A 16,091-nucleotide genomic window follows, 5' to 3' on the forward strand; every position below is an offset into this window, starting at 1 on the left:
GGCCTGGTCTGCAATTCCCTGTTGAATAAGCGTGTTGATGCGGTTCAAGAGGGGTGTGAGTGGTGCGAGGATGGCGTATTTTTTGGGTGCCGGCGGGGCGGTCTGTCGAGTCGAAGCGATTGCCGGTCTTGGGCGGTTGGGACGGCCTGGCGAAGGACGAGGAGCGGGCGGGTGTGCGTCCTGGGACGCCCATCCTGCTGTCGCCGGACTGCCAGATCGATGGACGGTTGGCCCGTTTCCTGGTCCGTTCGTCCTTCGCCCGGCTGGAGCAGGAGACGAAGCGGAACTATGCGACGGACTATTGCGTCTTCTTCGACTTCCTGTGGCGTCGAGACAAGAACTGGGATGAGGCAGGCCCCGATGACCTGTGGGATTTCGAGGACTGGCGCACGAGGTCGCTGAGCAACCCGCGGCGGGTCGGCGGTGCCCGTTGGAATCGGGGCCTCGCGGCTTTGGGTCGCCTGTACTCGTGGGCGGTCAAGCAGGGATACGTGTCCGCGAGCCCGATTGAAACGCGGGAGGCGATCGGGCGGCACGGGCAGGCGGTGGAGGTGCCTGCCGCCCGGGCTAAGGATGCGAGGTCCAGTGATGTGCGCTGGCTGACGCCCAGGATGTTCCGGCGTTGGGTGGATGTGGGCTTGCGCGGATTCTCCGCGGACGGTGTGCCGGGCGCGGCATGGGGCGGGCGGATGGAGGACCGGAATTCGGCTTTCGCCAATCTGTTGTTCTCATCGGGTCTGCGTCTGACCGAGGCCGCTTCGCTTCTCACCGTCGAGATCCCCCAGTCCGAGGTAGGACACCGACGGTACTATTCGGGCCGGCTGGCCCCGGTGGTGACGAAGTCAAAGCGTGCCCGCACTTTCTATATGGCAGCACCGGTGGTGGGCGAGATCGAGGCGTACTGCGATGCCGGCCGGGCGAGGGTGATCCGCCGTGCGCAGCGGCAGGACCGGTATGACGTGCTGCCGCGGATGCGTCTGGTGACGTCGGTCTCCGGGCACCGGATGAAGGTCCTTCACTGGCGCGATCGCGACGGAATGCTCGGTGAGACGGCCCTGGCACGGGCAAGCGTCGAGGAACGGGCGAATCTTTTCACTGAAGGACCCGAGGGGCCTGAACCCCTGTGGCTGTGGCTCAATGAGTCCGGCCTGCCGTTTCAACCGGCATCCTGGGAGGGTGTGTTCCGGACCGCCACGGAACGGTGCGAGAAGACCCTGTCGGGAGAAAAGGGTGATGCTCCGTTCTGCACCCCGCACATGTGCCGGCATTCCTTCGCGCTCTACATGCTGGTCGCGCTCCACCACGCGATGGATGTCCGGCTCGGCCTGACACCGAAGGAGCGCCGCGACTTCCGCCTCCTCTACGGGGATCCCTGGCGGATGGTCCAGGACCTTCTCGGCCACGCGGACGTCGAAACCACCCGCAGGATCTATCTGGCCCCGGTCTCCGACCTCCAGCTCCACTCGCTTATCTCCTCGCCTGCGCCTGGTTCAGGGGCCCCGCAGGGAGGGGCGGCCGACGATGTCTCCTGGATTCTCGCCCGGCTCGCAGCCGAAACGGGCACGATCCAGGACCTGATTGACGACGAGGCTATCCTGTGAGCGGCCGAGGGCAGCGTGCTGCCCTGCCGCCGGAGCCCCACCACCGGCCGGTTCCGCGGCCCCATGATGGGCTGACGGTCGAGCACCGCGACAGGAAGGGACGGGTGGGCACGTTCAACTTCGACGAAATCCCGGTGGGCCCGGAGCTGCAGCGCGCCTTTGCCCGGTGGTTCGCCGAGAAGTGTGCTCCGGGCGGCGGGTGGGACTCGCTCCCGTCAAGCAAGGCCATGTGGTTCCGCCTTACCGCATTCGGGCGCTTTTGCGCCGAACAGGACAATCCGCCCCAGCGCCTCGTCGACATCACACCGGCGCTGTGGAACAGGTGGCGGATGCGTCGGCCGGAAGGCATCTACGGCTACTCACAGGTGATCGCACTGGGTGGCTTCCTCAGGAGACACGACGAGCTGAGCGAGGCCACGAGGTCCGCGATGGCCAAGCGGCTTCCCTTGGTCACGTCCACGGGACGGGCGTTGGCCCCGGACGAATTCGAGGAAGTGCGCGCCGCGGCCCGGAAGATCTTCCGCTCCGCCTACTTGAGGATCCGGGCCAACACAGAACATCTACGGCGATGGCGTGAGGGATCCTTCGAGCAGCAAAGCCCGGACTGGATCCTCGGAGAGGCCCTGGACTCGCTCGCCCGCACCGGATATGTCCCCTACATACTTCGCGAAAGCGGGACCAAACGTACTATTCACCGTTACGTCGCAGTCCTCGGCGGAGAGGCCCCGCAGTTCACGTGGATGCGGCTATTTCTGAGCCGGTCCGAAGCGTATGCGCTGGCCGTATTGCTCGTAATGGAGTTCGGACTGAACGCGACCGTGGTGTCGGAAATGCGCACGCCGCGGGCCTTGCAGCACGGCGGATCCGGTGGCTTCCCCATCTACCGGTTGGAGCTGGAGAAGCGGCGGCGGGGAGCCGGCCGCCACTTCGAGACCCGGAATGTCCCGGACACCGGCGCCGACACACCAGGGCGGCTGATCTCGAAGGCTCTGGAGGCAACTTCTCACGCGCGGGCCTTTGTCACTGCCGCCGACAGCGCCCTGGACTTCCTGCTCATCTGGCGGAACTCCCTGCCGGGGCCCAGGAACGCGTCCCCGGTGACGCCATTCGGGATCGGCCTGACGAAGAACGCGGCCGACTCCTGGCTCCGGGAAACCGGCCTAACCGGCGCTCCCCTGCAAAGACTGCGGAAGACGGTCAATGTGCTGTACCGCAGGGAGCCCGGCCAGAACAGCCAGGACACCCACGACGCGGTCTATGTCCTCCCCGAACCCCAGGCGCAGCAGGCATCCGTCCCGATCGTCGCAGAGGGCGCCGAGAGCGCACTCGCCCACGCCCGGCACACCGTCCTGCGCGCTCAGCTTGCCGACACGGCCCGCCCGGATTCCCAGGAGACCCCCACTGCCGCCTGCTGCGACTACAAGAGCAGTCCATTCAGCCCCCATGGAACGGGATGCCGGGCCTCGTTCCTGATGTGCACGGCGTGCCCCAACGCGCGGATACACCCGAAGCATCATCCCCGTCTGGCATACCTGCACCGCTCGTTGGCCAGCTTGCGTTCGGTCCTGGGCGAAGAGACCTGGGCATCGGACTGGGGCAACCCGTTCACGCGTCTGGAGGACCTCAAGCGCAGGCTCGGTGACCAGGTCTGGGCGACCGCCCTGGCCAGCGTGACCTCCACCGACAGAGCAATCATTGGCAGCCTTCTGGAAGGACAGTACGACCTGTGACCCTCGCAATCGAAGAGAGCGCTTCGCACCCGGCACTGCATGCCCACGCCATCCTGCCCGGTCTGGTCGCCGAAGGCTTCACCGGCCCGGTCCCCCGATACGGGGACCCGTCCTGGAGCCTGGACGCACTGGAGCACGGCCCCGGTGTATCGCGCACGACGATCCACTGGGAGACTGTGCCCGCGGCTTTCCGGGAGGAACTGCGGCACCTGACTTGGCTGCTGATCAACACTTCGCTGCCCGCCACCTTCCTGATCGGCAGACACCCTCGGTGGCGGACCACCGTATCACCCCGACATGTGTATCCCACCGTGGCGATATGGAGGGCATTCTGCCAATGGCTGGAAAAGAGGGGAAGCGCATCCCTCGGCGACTGCACTCCGGCAGACCTGCAGGCCTACGCCCTCCACCTCGCAACAGACCGGGCAATGACGCGCAACCCCGCCCAGAAAGTCCTCGCAGCCCTGACCCGGCTCTGGGCGCTGGACTCCTCGAACCCCTTCCCGGTCGGACTCTGCGAACCGCCGTGGCTGATAGAGGGCGCCGATGATTTCCTTCCGGCCGGGTCGTCCGTGGGCGAGAACTCGACAGAGCCGATCACCCCGGAAACCATGGGACCACTGCTGATCTGGGCCCTGCGCGTGGTCGACGACTTCGCCGAAGACATCCTCACTGCCGTCCAACGTAAAGAAGAAATACTCGCCAAAAGCAAGCAGAACGCGGCCACTCCAGAAGGCCAGGCTGCGCTCGAGGACTACCTGGGGCGCCTCATCGCAGCCGGCACATCGCCACCGAGCATGGCAGCCGGGAACAAGAGCGGACTCGCTGCGACGTACATCTCCTACGTAACGGGGGCGGCGGTCCATCAGGTCCACCATCAGGTATTCGCAGGGCGTTGGCGGGAACAGCTCTTGTCCGCCGATGGTCCCGCTCCCGTCTTCACAGAGATCTCGGGCACGGTCGATGGCCGCGCCTGGAAGGAATTCATTGACTACTCCGAGGCGGGGACCCTCAAGACCCATCTGACGACCGCGGCCTACATTGTGGTGTCGTACTTGACGGGAATGCGGCCCCGCGAGCTCCAGGGTCTCGAAAGGGGCTGCTGCCCGGAGCCGGAATCGGGGCGCTACCTGATCTACGGCCGCGTTTACAAGACGGCCGTCAACGACGACGGGAACCACGTCCCGCAGGGAACAATTCGCGACGTTCCCTGGGTTGCCATCGAACCGGTGGTACGGGCCATCCGCACCCTTGAGAGGATCAACCCCGACGGGTATCTGTTCGGAGACCTGCCGCCCGACACCATGAACATGCGCATCGAGAAGTTCATTACATGGGCTTCGAACCTCGCCAAGAGCCTGGACCGCCCCCACGAGACAGTCCCTGGGGACAAGCATGGCTCGATCGGGGTCTCGCGGTTCCGCCGGACGCTGGCCTGGCATATCGCCAGACGCCCCGGCGGGCTCGTCGCCCTCGCGGTTCAATACGGCCACATGCGCACCGCCATGAGTGCCGGGTACGCGTCACGGAGTCGGAACGGAATGCACGACCTGCTCGACCTGGAAACGGCTCTCGCAGCTGCCGACACGCTTGCCTCGCTCAACGAAGACATTGCGAACGGCGCGGGCATCTCAGGCCCGGCGGCGCGCAGAGCCATCAACGCCGCCCGGCACGCCCCCGAATTCGCTGGCACGATCGTCAACGCTAGGCAGGCCCGTGCGCTTTTGGAGAACCCGTCGCTGACCGTCTACGAAAATCCGTCCGCGATGCTCATGTGCGTCTACAAACCGGACCGCGCCCTCTGCAACCGCATCACCGAACGCGAAGCGCCGCGCCTGGACCGCTGCGTCACATCCTGCGCGAACATCGCACGAACCGATGATCACGCACAACTGATGCGACAAGAGGCGGAATCCCTGGAGAAACAGGCCCCGAAGGCGCCCGAGCCCCTCGGACACCGGCTCGAGGCCCGGGCCCGGCGGCTCCGTCAGGAAGCCGATCAGCACGAGCGTTCCCGCATTGTTATCGAGGAGAGACAATGAGCCCCGCGCAAGACGAACGCGCCCACATCCAAGCGGCCATGGAGCGAATCCTTGACGGGTACCCGGAGAGGTCAAACGGGGCCCTGACCGTCGTGGCCCTCGCCGCAGAAGCAGGAGTCCCGCGAAACGCGCTCACTCAGCGGCACCCCGACCTGAAGAACCTCTTCTACGAGCAGGTAAGAGCGTCCGGCGGGACACCAGACAGCGAACTACGCCTCCGGCGCGAGACAGCCAGGCTGAAACGGCTGCGGGAGGAAGACAGAAAAGTGATCCAGCAACTAAAGGCAGACAGCGAAGCCCTCATCGGCGCCCTCCACCTCGCACAGCTCCAAAATGAAGAGCTCCGACGGCGACTGGCAGAGTCCGGAGGCATGATCCATGCCATAGGCAGTAGTTTGACGCAGAAATGAAACGGCTTCCGCTAAACGACAAAGTGAACATGCCTCGCAGCAGCCATGGGAGATAGTCCCCGTACTACTGCGGTACCGCTGACAGGCACCGAAGAACATCCTCAGCAAGTCTGCTCCCGAAATCGGGTCTTGGAAAACCCCTCAACCTGCGCGGGCATCAAGACCGTCTGGGTCCTTACCTGCTCGTATGGCCTTTCTATTGTGGCAGCCACCGTGAAGGTCGGCCCGTTTCTTGTGGTGCTGCTGTTGACTGCCGAATCATGAGCTCTGGAGACCACGCGGCCGGGTGGGTGACGTCGCGGTCACCTTCCAAGGCGGCGAGGAGACTTTGTGCGCCCTGTGCCGCCCTCCGGGCTGAATATTGAATGACCGCCGTCAATTCCAGTGATTCGCCCAGGTCCTGGCCGTCCATTGCCACGATGGACAGATCTTCAGGAATCTTCAGGCCCTTCCGCTCGGCTTCCAACAGCACGCCCAGAGCCATCTCGTCGGAAGCGCAGACGATCGCGGTCGGCTTTGACCCGGGCACCGCCCAGAGACGGCTGAACGCCGTCCGGCTGTTGCGGATTACCCCTGGCCGACGTTCAATCCGGACTTCCCTCAGCTTGATGCCATCAGCGTTCAGAGCGCTCGTCCAGTGTTCCAGTCCGCCTGCCTGCAGCCGGGTCCGGATCGCGGCCCCAAGTTCGCCATGGAAGAAGGCCAGGTCCGTGTGCCCGAGCTGAACCAGGTGGCGAATTGCGGTGGTTGCAGCTTCTGCCTCACTGTCGTCCTGTTCGCAGTGCAGACCGATCACGATGTGCGGCATCCCGTTCCGTTGCAGTTGCTCGATCTGGTCCTTTTCCAGAGTGCCGGCCCCGAGAACCAGAAGCGCGTCCACGCGTCGGCAGAGCATGTTCAGGTCCATGGGGAGCTGCGGACTGGCAGAGGGTTGCGGGAGATGGAGTAGAACCAGAGAATAATCCCGGCCGCGGAGTGCCCGCTCGGCTCCTTCAACAGCCGCGCTGTATGCAGGGTGACGAAGGGAGGAAGTCACAACACCGACGCTTCGTGTCTTGCCTGTGGCCAGCCCTGCGGCGGAGGCCGAGGCGGTGTAGCCCAGGGCCTGCGCGATTTCGAGAATTCTCGTCCGTGTGGGTTGGGCGACCCTCGGAAGACCCCTGATTGCGCGGGAAACGGTGGCCGTGGAAACACCGGCCGCCGCGGCCACATCTTCGATGCTGGCCTTGGGGTGGTGCGCCCGCGTTGCTCTACCGGCAGGCTGTATCAAAGCGAATCCTTTACAGTGTGGGGCCTGCACCCTCCCCCGGGAGGTCTTCGCGTTGGCCGTTATAGGGACCTAGGCGATGCCGCCTTGACCAACAAGCCGGGCGTGCAGGTGGTGCCGCTGCTAGTCCTGGCTGCCGAAGGCGGCGTCGAAGCTGGCCTGCGAGGGCGGGAAGTCGTATTTTTTGAGGTTGGCGAGGGCTTCGGGGGCGCCGTGGAGGCGGTCCATGCCAGCGTCCTCCCATTCGATGCTGATCGGTCCGTCGTAGCCGATCGCGGTCAGGGCGCGGAAGGAGGATTCCCAGGGCACGTCGCCGCGTCCGGCGGAAACGAAGTCCCAGCCGCGGCGCGGGTCGCCCCAGGGCAGGTGGGAGCCCATGACGGTGTTCCGGCCGGTGGGGCGGAGCTTGGTGTCCTTGCAGTCCACGTGGTAGATCCGGTCTTTGAAGTCCCAGATAAAGGAGACGGGGTCGATGCCTTGCCACATGAAGTGGGAGGGGTCCCAGTTCAGCCCGAACGCTTCCCGGTGCCCGATGGCTTCCAGGGTGCGCACGGTGGTCCAGTAGTCGTAGGCGATCTCGGAGGGGTGGACTTCGTGGGCGAAGCGGACGCCGTGTTCGTCGAAGACGTCCAGGATGGGGTTCCAGCGGTCGGCGAAGTCCTGGTAGCCTGCGTCGATGTCTTTTTCGGGGACGGGTGGGAACATCGCGACGTATTGCCAGATGGAGGAGCCGGTGAATCCGACGACGGTGCCCACGCCGAGGGCTTGGGCGAGGCGGGCGGTGTGTTTCATTTCTTCGGCGGCGCGTTGGCGGACGCCTTCGGGGTTCCCGTCGCCCCAGACCTTGGCGCCGACGATGGCTTGGTGGCGGAAGTCGATGGGGTCATCGCACACGGCCTGGCCCTTGAGGTGGTTGGAGATGGCCCAGACCTTGAGGTTGTATTTGTCCAGGATGGCGAGCTTGGACTCGACGTAGCCGGGTTCGTCCCAGCGCCAGGCGTCCAGGTGGTCCCCGGACACTGCGATTTCCAGGCCGTCATAGCCCCAGCCGGAGGCTAGGCGCGCGACGTCCTCGAAGGGCAGGTCGGCCCACTGGCCGGTGAACAGGGTGTACGGGCGGGGCATGTCAGGTTCCTTGTATCTGTGACGCTGGACTGGCGACGACGGATTGATGGACGGGGGTTACGGTGCTTTTGTTGTTGGCTGACTCTTCGACGGCGGCGAGCACCCGTTGAACCTGGAGTCCTTCTTCGAACGACGGTGACGGTGCCTCGCCGGAGTTAATGGCCAGCAGGAAGTCCCGGATCTGGTGGGTGAAGGTGTGTTCCCAGCCGATGATGTGGCCTTGGGGCCACCAGGCGTCCATGTAGGGGTGTCCGGGTTCGTTGACGAGGATCCGGCGGAAACCTTGCTCCCCGACCGGGGTGGTGGCGTCCAGGAAATTCAGCTCATTCAGGTTTTCCAGGTTGAACGTCAGGGCTCCTGCGGTGCCGTAGACCTCGATCTGGAGGCTGTTCTTCTGACCGGTAGCCACCCGTGACGCTTCGACAGAGGCGCCCATGTCGCCGGTGAGCCAGAATGTCGCCCACGCGGCGTCATCCACCGTGACCTCCTCCAATCCAGACGGACCAGGGCGCTGTACGACGAACGTTTTCAGCACCCCTGAGGCTTCAAGAACGGTTTGCCCCGTGAGGTAGCCGATTTGGTCAATGGCGTGGGAGGCGATGTCTCCCAGGGCACCGGAGCCTGCGGTTTCTTTGCGCAGGCGCCAGGTCATGGGCGATTCGGCGTCGGAGAGCCAGTCCTGCAGGTAGGCGGCGCGGACGTGCCGGACGGTGCCCAGCCGTCCCTCCGCGATCAGTTCCTTGGCGAGGGCGAGGGCCGGGACGCGGCGGTAGTTGAATCCGACCATGGACTGCACCCCTTTTTCCCGAGCGGCCCGGGCTGCCTCAGCCATGGTTTCGGCTTCAGCCAGGGTGTTGGCCAGGGGTTTTTCCACGAGGACGTGCTTGCCTGCCTGGAGTGCAGCAATGGCGATCTCGGCGTGCATCCACCCGGGTGCGGAGATGTCGACGATGTCGATGTCCTCACGGCTGATGACGTCCCGCCAGTCGGTGGCCCATTCGGTCCAGCCGTAGCTCGAGGCTGCGGCGGCGACCTGGGCGGCATCCCGGCCCACCAGGACCTTTTGCTCGAAGACCGGGACGTCGAAGAAGCTGGCGACGTTCCGCCATGCGTTCGAATGGACCCTGCCCATGAAGGCATAACCGATCATGGCCACGCCGAGGGGGCGGGTCTGTTCCTGCCGGCTGTTCTGTTCTGCTGACACGGCGCTCTCTCCTAGAGTGTTTGCGCTGACGGTTCCCAGTCCTCCGGGAGGGCAGCGGAGGCCGGGGCGGAGCTTTCAACGTCGATGAAAGCGCCCGATTCGATGGATTCGGAGATCGAGACCATGGTGTCCAGGACGTGGAAGGCGAGGTTGCCGGTGGCCCGGTGGGGAACGCCTGCCCGAATCGAACGGGCCATGTCCAGCACACCCAAACCGCGGCCGTCTGCGGGGCCGGTGGCCGGAACCGTGGTCCAGTCCTGGTCCCCGGCCCTCCAGATACGGACATCACCGGCGAATTCGTTGGGGTCAGGAAGGGAAATCGTGGCCTCCGTCCCTGTGATCTCCACGAATCCCGTCCGTTCGCGCGGGGATTCGAAGCTGAAGACGCTGTGGGAGGACGCCCCGCCGTCGAATTGGGCCACGGCGGAGACATGGGTGGGAACATCGACGGTGAATTCCGTGCCCGCATTCGGTCCGGACCCGATCACCCGGACTTCCTTTGCTTTGGACCCGAGGGCCGCGACCCTGCGGACAGACCCGAAGGTCTGAACGAGGGCCGTGAGGTAGTACGGGCCCATGTCGAACAGCGGGCCGGCGCCGTACTGGAACAGGAAACCAGGATTGGGGTGCCAGGATTCCGGGCCGGGCGTCTGGAACGTGGTCATCGCAGTGAGCGGCGTGCCGATGTCCCCGCGCTCAATGATCCGCCGCGCCGTCTGCAGGCCCGCTCCCAGGAACGTATCCGGGGCGCAGCCGAGCCGCATGCCCGCGGCGTCGGCGGCCTTCAACAAACCAAGCCCCGACTCCCGGTCCAGCGAAAACGGCTTCTCGGTCCAGACGTGCTTCCCCGCCCGGACCGCGGCGGTTGCCACTTCCACGTGCGCGGCCGGGATGGTCAGGTTCACGATGATCTCGACACCGGGGTGGTTCAGCGCCGCCTCAACCCCGCCCCACCCCGGGATGCCGTACTCCTTGGCCCGCGCTTGGGCGGCTTCTTCGAACAGGTCCGCGATGACATGGACCTTCAGGTCAGGAAAGCCTATGAGGTTGTCCAGGTACTGTTTGCTGATGTTCCCGGCGCCGATAACGGCGACGCCGACCGGCCCGCTGCCGGTGGCGGCGCCGCTCATGCCGGCTCTCCTGCGTTCACTGCCGCGTTCTCCAGATAGCGCAGGCTTTGGGTGATGCCCTCGAAGATGTCCCCTGCGTAGTCGTCGAACTCAACGACACCCACCTCAAGGGACCCGGCCGCCGCAATGACGTCCAGGACTGCGATCCGGCCCCCGCCAGCGGGTTGCTGGGCTTTGATGTCGGCAGTGATCGGGCCGTCCTTGATATGGATGAACTTCACCCGGTCACCGAGGCGCCGGAGGAGGGCTTCAGGATCCTGGCCTCCGACTGCCGCCCAGTAAACATCCACCTCCAAGACAACCTCCGGTTCCAGCAGCCCGGCGAGGTACTCGAGGGCGGTCTGGCCCTCGATCATCGACTCCAGTTCCCAGTCGTGGTTGTGATACCCGACGCGGATGCCGTACGCGGCGCCCTTCTTCGCCGCCGCGTTGAGCTTTCCGGCCGTGGCCCGGATGTCCTCGGCCCTTTGCCAGTGCTCTGCCGGCAGGAAGGGGTCAATGACCGTGGCGATGCCCAATTCCCTGGCAGCCTCAAAGATTTCGTCCTGGTCCTGGCTCATCAACGGTGCGTGGCCGGAAGGTGCCGTCAGGCCGTTCTGCGCCAGTGCGGCACCAAGCTCCTTGGCTGTGGCCACGAAGTCGTACGGCTCGACCTGGGTGAAACCGATCCCTGCGACCTTGCCGATGGTGCCCGGAAGGTCGGCCTGCATGGCGTTGCGGAGGGTGAACAGCTGAAGTGAATATGACATCCGTTTCCTTTTGAAATGGGCTTTGTGATGGGAAGAGACAGCGGCCGCGCCGGGCGCCGCGGTGTGGGCGGGGAGCCCGGAGGGCTTACTTGATGCCGGTCGATGCTACGCCCTGGATGAAGAACCGTTGCAGGGCGATGAACAGGGCCACGATGGGGGCGATGACCAGCACGGAACCGGCCAGGAGCAGGCCGTAGTCGGTTGCGTTCTCGCCGGTCGAGAACAGCGACAAGGCAACGGGCAGCGTGTATTTGTCTTCGCTCTGGGCGGCCACGAGGGGCCAGAGGAAGTTGTTCCACGATCCGAGGAATGTGAGGATCCCCAGTGTTGCCAGCGGAGGCCCGCAAAGGGGCATGACGATCCGGGTGAAGGTCCGCAGTTCGCCGGCTCCATCGATCCTGGCTGCTTCGATCAGGGAGTCCGGTATGCCCATCATGAACTGCCGCATCAGGAAGACGCCCAGGGGCGAGACCAGGAAAGGCAGGATCAGGGCCGGGTAGGTGTTGACCAGGCCCAGCTTGCTGACCATGACAAACAACGGAACGAACGTCACGACGCCCGGGACCATGAGGGTCACCATCACCAGCAGGAACAGGACCTTCTTGCCTGTGAAGTCCATCTTGGCCAGGGCGTAGCCGACCATGGAGCAGAACAGGAGGTTCCCCAGGACCGTGACGACGGCGACGATGATGCTGTTCATGAAGAAGGTGTTGATGTGCAGGTCGGTGAACCAGCGCACGTAGTTATCCAGGGTCGGGTCCTGCGGCCACCAGGTGACGGGCCGCCGCAGGAGCTCTCCCTGGGTTTTGAAGGATCCCAGCAGCATCCAGACGAAGGGCAGCACCGTCGCGGCTCCGGCAAGCACCAGCCCGGTATATACCCAGGCCTGTTTTCCGATGGTGGAATGCTTCCGGCGCGGTGTGACGGCCCGTCGCGTGGCGGGGCGGGCCGGCGCCGCGGGTGCGGTTTTTGTGTTGGTCATGGTCTGCTCGCTTCAGTCTTTGGAGCGGAGGGTGCGGAACTGGATCAGGCTCAGCAGGGCGATGGCCACGAACAATACGTAGCTGGCGGCCGAGGCCAGGCCATACTTGCCGAACCCGAACTGGTTGAAGGTGAAATAGCTCACCGAAAGCGTGGAGTCCAGGGGGCCGCCCTTGGTCATCACGAACGGCTCCTCGAAGAACTGCAGGAACCCGACCGATAGCAGGACCGCGCCCAGCAGCAGGGTGGGGCGAAGGATCGGCAGCGTGACCCTCACGAACCTTTGCCAGGCGTTGGCGCCGTCCACCTCGGCAGCTTCCAGGACCTCGGTGGGGACGTTCTGCAGCCCGGCCAGGAAGATGATCATCAGGGTGCCCATGTTGCGCCAGACCGCCATCAGGATCATCGCCGGCATGGACCACGCCGTACTGTTCAGCCAGTCCGGCCCCGCGATGCCCACCCAGCCCAGCACGATGTTCAGCAGGCCGTCCGGTTGCAGGATGAACCTCCACACGACCGCGATCGCGACGATGCTGGTCACCACCGGGGTGTAGAAGCCGACCCGGAAGGCGCCGCGGAACCGGGTGATCCCGTTGTTCAATGCCACCGCCAGGGCCAGCCCCGCGGCCATCGTCAACGGGATCCCGACGATCACGAAGTAGCCCGTGTTGAGCATGGAGTGAAGGAACTGCTGGTTGCCGAAGAGCTCGGCAAACTGGTCCAGGCCGACGAAGCCCACGCCGAACGGGTTCCGGACGTCCTTGCTCGTGAAGTCCGTGAAGGACAACACAAAGGAGGACAGCAAAGGCATCAGCATGAAGAAACCGAAAATGAGGACGAACGGCAGGGCGAACAACCAGGCGACAAGGCTCTTCCTGCGGCGTCGGGAGGCTGCACTACGGTGTTCCGGCGTCCGGGGCAGGCCGGCGGACGGAGTCCTGCCCGCCTGCCCCGTTGCCGCTGTGACGGCCATGATTACTTCCCGGTACCGATTTTATCGGCGGTGGCCTGCAGGTCCTTCATGGCCGCTGCGGGGTCCTTGCCGGCCTTGACGATCTGTTCCAGCTGGGTGTCTGCTGCCGCGGAAACCTGCGTCCAGGTGGAGATGGTGGGCGGGAAGTTGGTGTCCTTCATCTGCTCACCGAAGACCGCAAGCTTCGCATTCCCGGCCAGGCTGGGGTCCTTCCAGGCGCTTTGCAGCGCGGGAAGGCTCCCCGATAGCTTCTGCCACTTTGTCTGGACTTCGGGCTTGGAAAGCCACTGTGCGAGCTTCCAGGCTCCGTCCCTGTTTTTTGCGTCTTTGAAGACCACCAGGTCCGAGCCGCCGATGAAGGACGTTCCGGTGACCTGCTTGGGGAAGGTCGCCACCATGTACTTGTCCCGGAAACCAGGGCCGCCGGCCTGATCGAGCTGGGCGAGCTCGGATGGTCCTCCGATGAAGACCGGCGCTTCACCGTTGACGAATGCCGCCTCTGCGGCACCGGATCCGGTCGCAGGGTTTTTGTTGGCCAGCCCCTCTGTGAAGAAGCCCTGGTAGTACTTCAAGGCCTGGACGATTTCCGGAGTGTCAAAAGTCCACTTCGAATTGTCCTGGCTGATGAACTTCGCGCCGTTGGACCACAGGAACGGAAGCATGGTCTGGAAGGAGTCCGAGCCGCCCGCGGGAAGTTGGAGCCCGTATTTCACCCCGTCCTGTGACTTCAGGGCCTTGGCCATGGCAGTCAGGCCGTCCCATGAGGTGGGGAATTGAGGGTAGCCGGCCTTGGCGGCCAGGTCTTTGCGGTAATACAGGACCCGGGTGTCGACGAACCACGGCACCCCCAGGCTGGTACCGCTGATCTGTGTGGACTTCACCGAGCTCGGGAAGAAGGCCGAGCTATCGATCTCCGAGGGCTTGGGATCGAAGGCATCACTGAAATCGGTCATCCAGGTGGTGCCCATCTGGGCAATATCGGGCGTGGTGCCTCCGGCGATGGCCGTCTGGTACTTGTTGTGCGCCGCATCCCACGGGATGGCCGTGACATTGACCTTCACACCAGGGTTTTCGGCCTCAAAGTCCTTCAAGAGCCCGGGAAGCAGCTTTGCCTCATCCCCTTGGGCCCACAGATTAATCGTTCCGGTGGCGGCACCGCCTGCGACTGCCTTTCCGGTTTCCGGAGTGCTCGTGGCTGCGTTGTCCCGTCCGCAGCCGGTCAGCAGCAGCCCGGCGGCAAGGCCAAGCGCTGCGATCTTCCTGATGCGGACACGCGTGTCCCCAGTGGTTTGGATCATCGTTGTTCCCTTCGGTCGGACGCCCGGGGCGCCAGGTAGCAGAACGCCAGATTGATGCGCTTAGATGCTTGCAAAGCAGGCACTCAATGCGCTTAGATCGGGCTGTAGCTCAATCTAAGCGCATTACTGTGATTTTGACAACAGTTTTCCGTGCGGAACTGCTCAGATCATCTTTTCGCGCAGCCGCAGCTTTCGCGCACCACAAGGTGCACCGGCAACTGCCTTTCAACGAGAGGGGCAACGGGCTGGGAGATGGCGTCGACCAGGATTTCCACGGCCGTGCGCCCCATCAGTTCCATCGGCTGGCGGACCGTAGTCAGTGTCGGGCTGACGAGCCGGCCCGCCACGATGCCATCAAAACCGGCCACCGCTACCTGACCCGGAACCGAAACTCCGGCGGCCTTGAGTGTCTCCATGACCACCAACGCTTCCTCATCATTGGCGCAGACAAAACAGTCCGGAAGGGAACCGGAACCCAGGAGGTCTGCGATCAGATCCGCAGTCACACCGCTGGCGCCGGGCCTGCTTTCCAATGCGGGCAGAACCTCCAATCCGCGGGCACTAAGCGCCGCGCCGAAAGCCTCGTACCTCGCTTCCGTCTCGACGTTGGGGATGCTGACGAACATCAGCTTCCTGAACCCGTGAACGCCAAGAAGATGCTCCATGAGCTGCCGCATGCCCGAGGCATTGTCCACCGTCACGTGATGGAGCCCGTCTATCCCGGACGGGTCGGAGAGTTCAAGAACGGGAATGCGGGCCGAGATGCGCCGGGTTACCTCTGCAGGAATGGTGCGGGGAAAAATAATCAAACCGTCGACCCGGCCGGCAATGTCAGTCACTGCCCTTTCGCTGCTGGCCCTGTTGCCGCCGCCGATCATCAGCGCGTAGCCCCGGCTAAAGCTCTCCAGCTGGACACCCCGCTGGACCTCGTCAACATAGACCGGGAACAGCCGGCAATCATCATTAGGCGCCACGACAGCAGCGGCCCGGTCTTTCTTCATTCCCTCCGCATCGGGCAGAAAATTCAGGAAGTCGAACGAAAAGAGCCCCAGTGCACCGGTACGGCCCTTGGCCAAGCCGCGGGCGCTGGCACTGGGCACATACCCGAGGGCCCGGGCAGCATCAATCACAGCGACTCGTGTTGAGTCTTTAACCCGGTGAGGCTGCGTGAAAGCAAACGAAACCGTGGCAATCGACACCCCAGCCCGCTCCGCAACGTCATAAACCGTCGGACTCTTCGCCACTGCCATCACTCCCCTTAACACGCAGACTATGCGCTTAACAATAGAGGCGAAAGCCGGGAGTGGATCTTGTCCCTCACGGCCGGGCATGTCGGCCCCCGATCCCGCCGGGTGCCTCGACCCGATGCATTCATCAAGGATTTCGGCTTGCACGGCCGGCTGAACGGCGTCGGACTGGGCCCGCAGGGTGAAAACCTCGGCAGTGAACGGGCCTTCTGCCGACTCCTTCCGACGTCGGTGGCGTCCGATTCCCTGGAGCGGGCCCGACGGTGGCCACTTAGTGGCCCATTTGGGATCAGGCCTGTCCTCGTAGCTTCAACACGCTGGAGTTGACAGGGAA

13 protein-coding genes are annotated in these 16,091 nt (G+C 64.4%); 4 read left to right on the plus strand and 9 right to left on the minus strand.

Annotated features, from left to right (window positions below; translation table 11 throughout):
- Positions 1-173: 173 nt before the first annotated feature.
- From AC1DJB_RS23340 to AC1DJB_RS23355, 4 genes are all read left to right on the plus strand, one after another.
- The gene (locus tag AC1DJB_RS23340; RefSeq protein ID WP_476910953.1) at positions 174-1,601 is read left to right on the plus strand and encodes a tyrosine-type recombinase/integrase; all 1,428 of its coding nucleotides are present in this window, start codon (positions 174-176) and stop codon (positions 1,599-1,601) included.
- A gap of 104 nt (positions 1,602-1,705) precedes the next feature.
- A complete protein-coding gene (locus AC1DJB_RS23345) occupies positions 1,706-3,331 on the plus strand; it encodes a hypothetical protein (RefSeq protein ID WP_476888374.1) in 1,626 nt (541 codons plus the stop codon).
- Positions 3,328-5,373 (plus strand): hypothetical protein, encoded by a 2,046-nt coding sequence (locus AC1DJB_RS23350; protein ID WP_476888375.1) that lies wholly within the window; start codon positions 3,328-3,330, stop codon positions 5,371-5,373. Before AC1DJB_RS23345 ends, AC1DJB_RS23350 begins: the two co-directional genes overlap by 4 nt.
- On the plus strand, positions 5,370-5,783 hold the full coding sequence (locus tag AC1DJB_RS23355; RefSeq protein WP_476888376.1) for a hypothetical protein: 414 nt from the start codon (positions 5,370-5,372) through the stop codon (positions 5,781-5,783). The genes AC1DJB_RS23350 and AC1DJB_RS23355 overlap by 4 nt, the downstream gene beginning before the upstream one ends.
- A gap of 196 nt (positions 5,784-5,979) precedes the next feature.
- On the opposite strand, the gene AC1DJB_RS23360 is transcribed toward AC1DJB_RS23355, so the two are convergent.
- From AC1DJB_RS23360 to AC1DJB_RS23400, 9 genes are all read right to left on the minus strand, one after another.
- Positions 5,980-7,053, minus strand: coding sequence for a LacI family DNA-binding transcriptional regulator (locus AC1DJB_RS23360; RefSeq protein ID WP_476901694.1), 1,074 nt, complete (start codon positions 7,051-7,053; stop codon positions 5,980-5,982).
- Between the two features lie 120 nt (positions 7,054-7,173).
- Complete coding sequence (locus tag AC1DJB_RS23365) at positions 7,174-8,175, minus strand: sugar phosphate isomerase/epimerase family protein (RefSeq protein WP_476888378.1); 1,002 nt, start codon at positions 8,173-8,175, stop codon at positions 7,174-7,176.
- A gap of 1 nt (position 8,176) precedes the next feature.
- The gene (locus tag AC1DJB_RS23370; RefSeq protein WP_476888755.1) at positions 8,177-9,325 is read right to left on the minus strand and encodes a Gfo/Idh/MocA family protein; all 1,149 of its coding nucleotides are present in this window, start codon (positions 9,323-9,325) and stop codon (positions 8,177-8,179) included.
- 65 nt (positions 9,326-9,390) lie between these two features.
- The gene (locus AC1DJB_RS23375; protein WP_476888379.1) at positions 9,391-10,509 is read right to left on the minus strand and encodes a Gfo/Idh/MocA family protein; all 1,119 of its coding nucleotides are present in this window, start codon (positions 10,507-10,509) and stop codon (positions 9,391-9,393) included.
- Complete coding sequence (locus AC1DJB_RS23380; protein WP_476888380.1) at positions 10,506-11,258, minus strand: sugar phosphate isomerase/epimerase family protein; 753 nt, start codon at positions 11,256-11,258, stop codon at positions 10,506-10,508. Before AC1DJB_RS23380 ends, AC1DJB_RS23375 begins: the two co-directional genes overlap by 4 nt.
- An 85-nt stretch (positions 11,259-11,343) precedes the next feature.
- Positions 11,344-12,240 carry a carbohydrate ABC transporter permease gene (locus AC1DJB_RS23385; protein WP_476888381.1) on the minus strand — a complete coding sequence of 299 codons (897 nt, stop codon included), beginning with the start codon at positions 12,238-12,240 and terminating at the stop codon, positions 11,344-11,346.
- A gap of 12 nt (positions 12,241-12,252) precedes the next feature.
- A complete protein-coding gene (locus tag AC1DJB_RS23390) occupies positions 12,253-13,212 on the minus strand; it encodes a carbohydrate ABC transporter permease (protein WP_476888382.1) in 960 nt (319 codons plus the stop codon).
- Between the two features lie 2 nt (positions 13,213-13,214).
- On the minus strand, positions 13,215-14,510 hold the full coding sequence (locus AC1DJB_RS23395; protein ID WP_476910954.1) for a sugar ABC transporter substrate-binding protein: 1,296 nt from the start codon (positions 14,508-14,510) through the stop codon (positions 13,215-13,217).
- 167 nt (positions 14,511-14,677) lie between these two features.
- Positions 14,678-15,760 carry a LacI family DNA-binding transcriptional regulator gene (locus AC1DJB_RS23400; protein ID WP_476888384.1) on the minus strand — a complete coding sequence of 361 codons (1,083 nt, stop codon included), beginning with the start codon at positions 15,758-15,760 and terminating at the stop codon, positions 14,678-14,680.
- Positions 15,761-16,091: the final 331 nt, after the last annotated feature.

The organism is Arthrobacter sp. 01T428, assembly GCF_056398685.1.

Coding starts and splice junctions, on each gene's coding strand:
- AC1DJB_RS23355 (WP_476888376.1), top strand. CDS start 5,370: ATGAGCCCCGCGCAAGACGAACGCGCCCACATCCAAGCGGCCATGGAG.
- AC1DJB_RS23365 (WP_476888378.1), bottom strand. CDS start 8,175: ATGCCCCGCCCGTACACCCTGTTCACCGGCCAGTGGGCCGACCTGCCC.
- AC1DJB_RS23370 (WP_476888755.1), bottom strand. CDS start 9,325: ATGATCGGTTATGCCTTCATGGGCAGGGTCCATTCGAACGCATGGCGG.
- AC1DJB_RS23375 (WP_476888379.1), bottom strand. CDS start 10,509: ATGAGCGGCGCCGCCACCGGCAGCGGGCCGGTCGGCGTCGCCGTTATC.
- AC1DJB_RS23380 (WP_476888380.1), bottom strand. CDS start 11,258: ATGTCATATTCACTTCAGCTGTTCACCCTCCGCAACGCCATGCAGGCC.
- AC1DJB_RS23385 (WP_476888381.1), bottom strand. CDS start 12,240: ATGACCAACACAAAAACCGCACCCGCGGCGCCGGCCCGCCCCGCCACG.
- AC1DJB_RS23390 (WP_476888382.1), bottom strand. CDS start 13,212: ATGGCCGTCACAGCGGCAACGGGGCAGGCGGGCAGGACTCCGTCCGCC.
- AC1DJB_RS23395 (WP_476910954.1), bottom strand. CDS start 14,510: ATGATCCAAACCACTGGGGACACGCGTGTCCGCATCAGGAAGATCGCA.
- AC1DJB_RS23400 (WP_476888384.1), bottom strand. CDS start 15,760: ATGGCAGTGGCGAAGAGTCCGACGGTTTATGACGTTGCGGAGCGGGCT.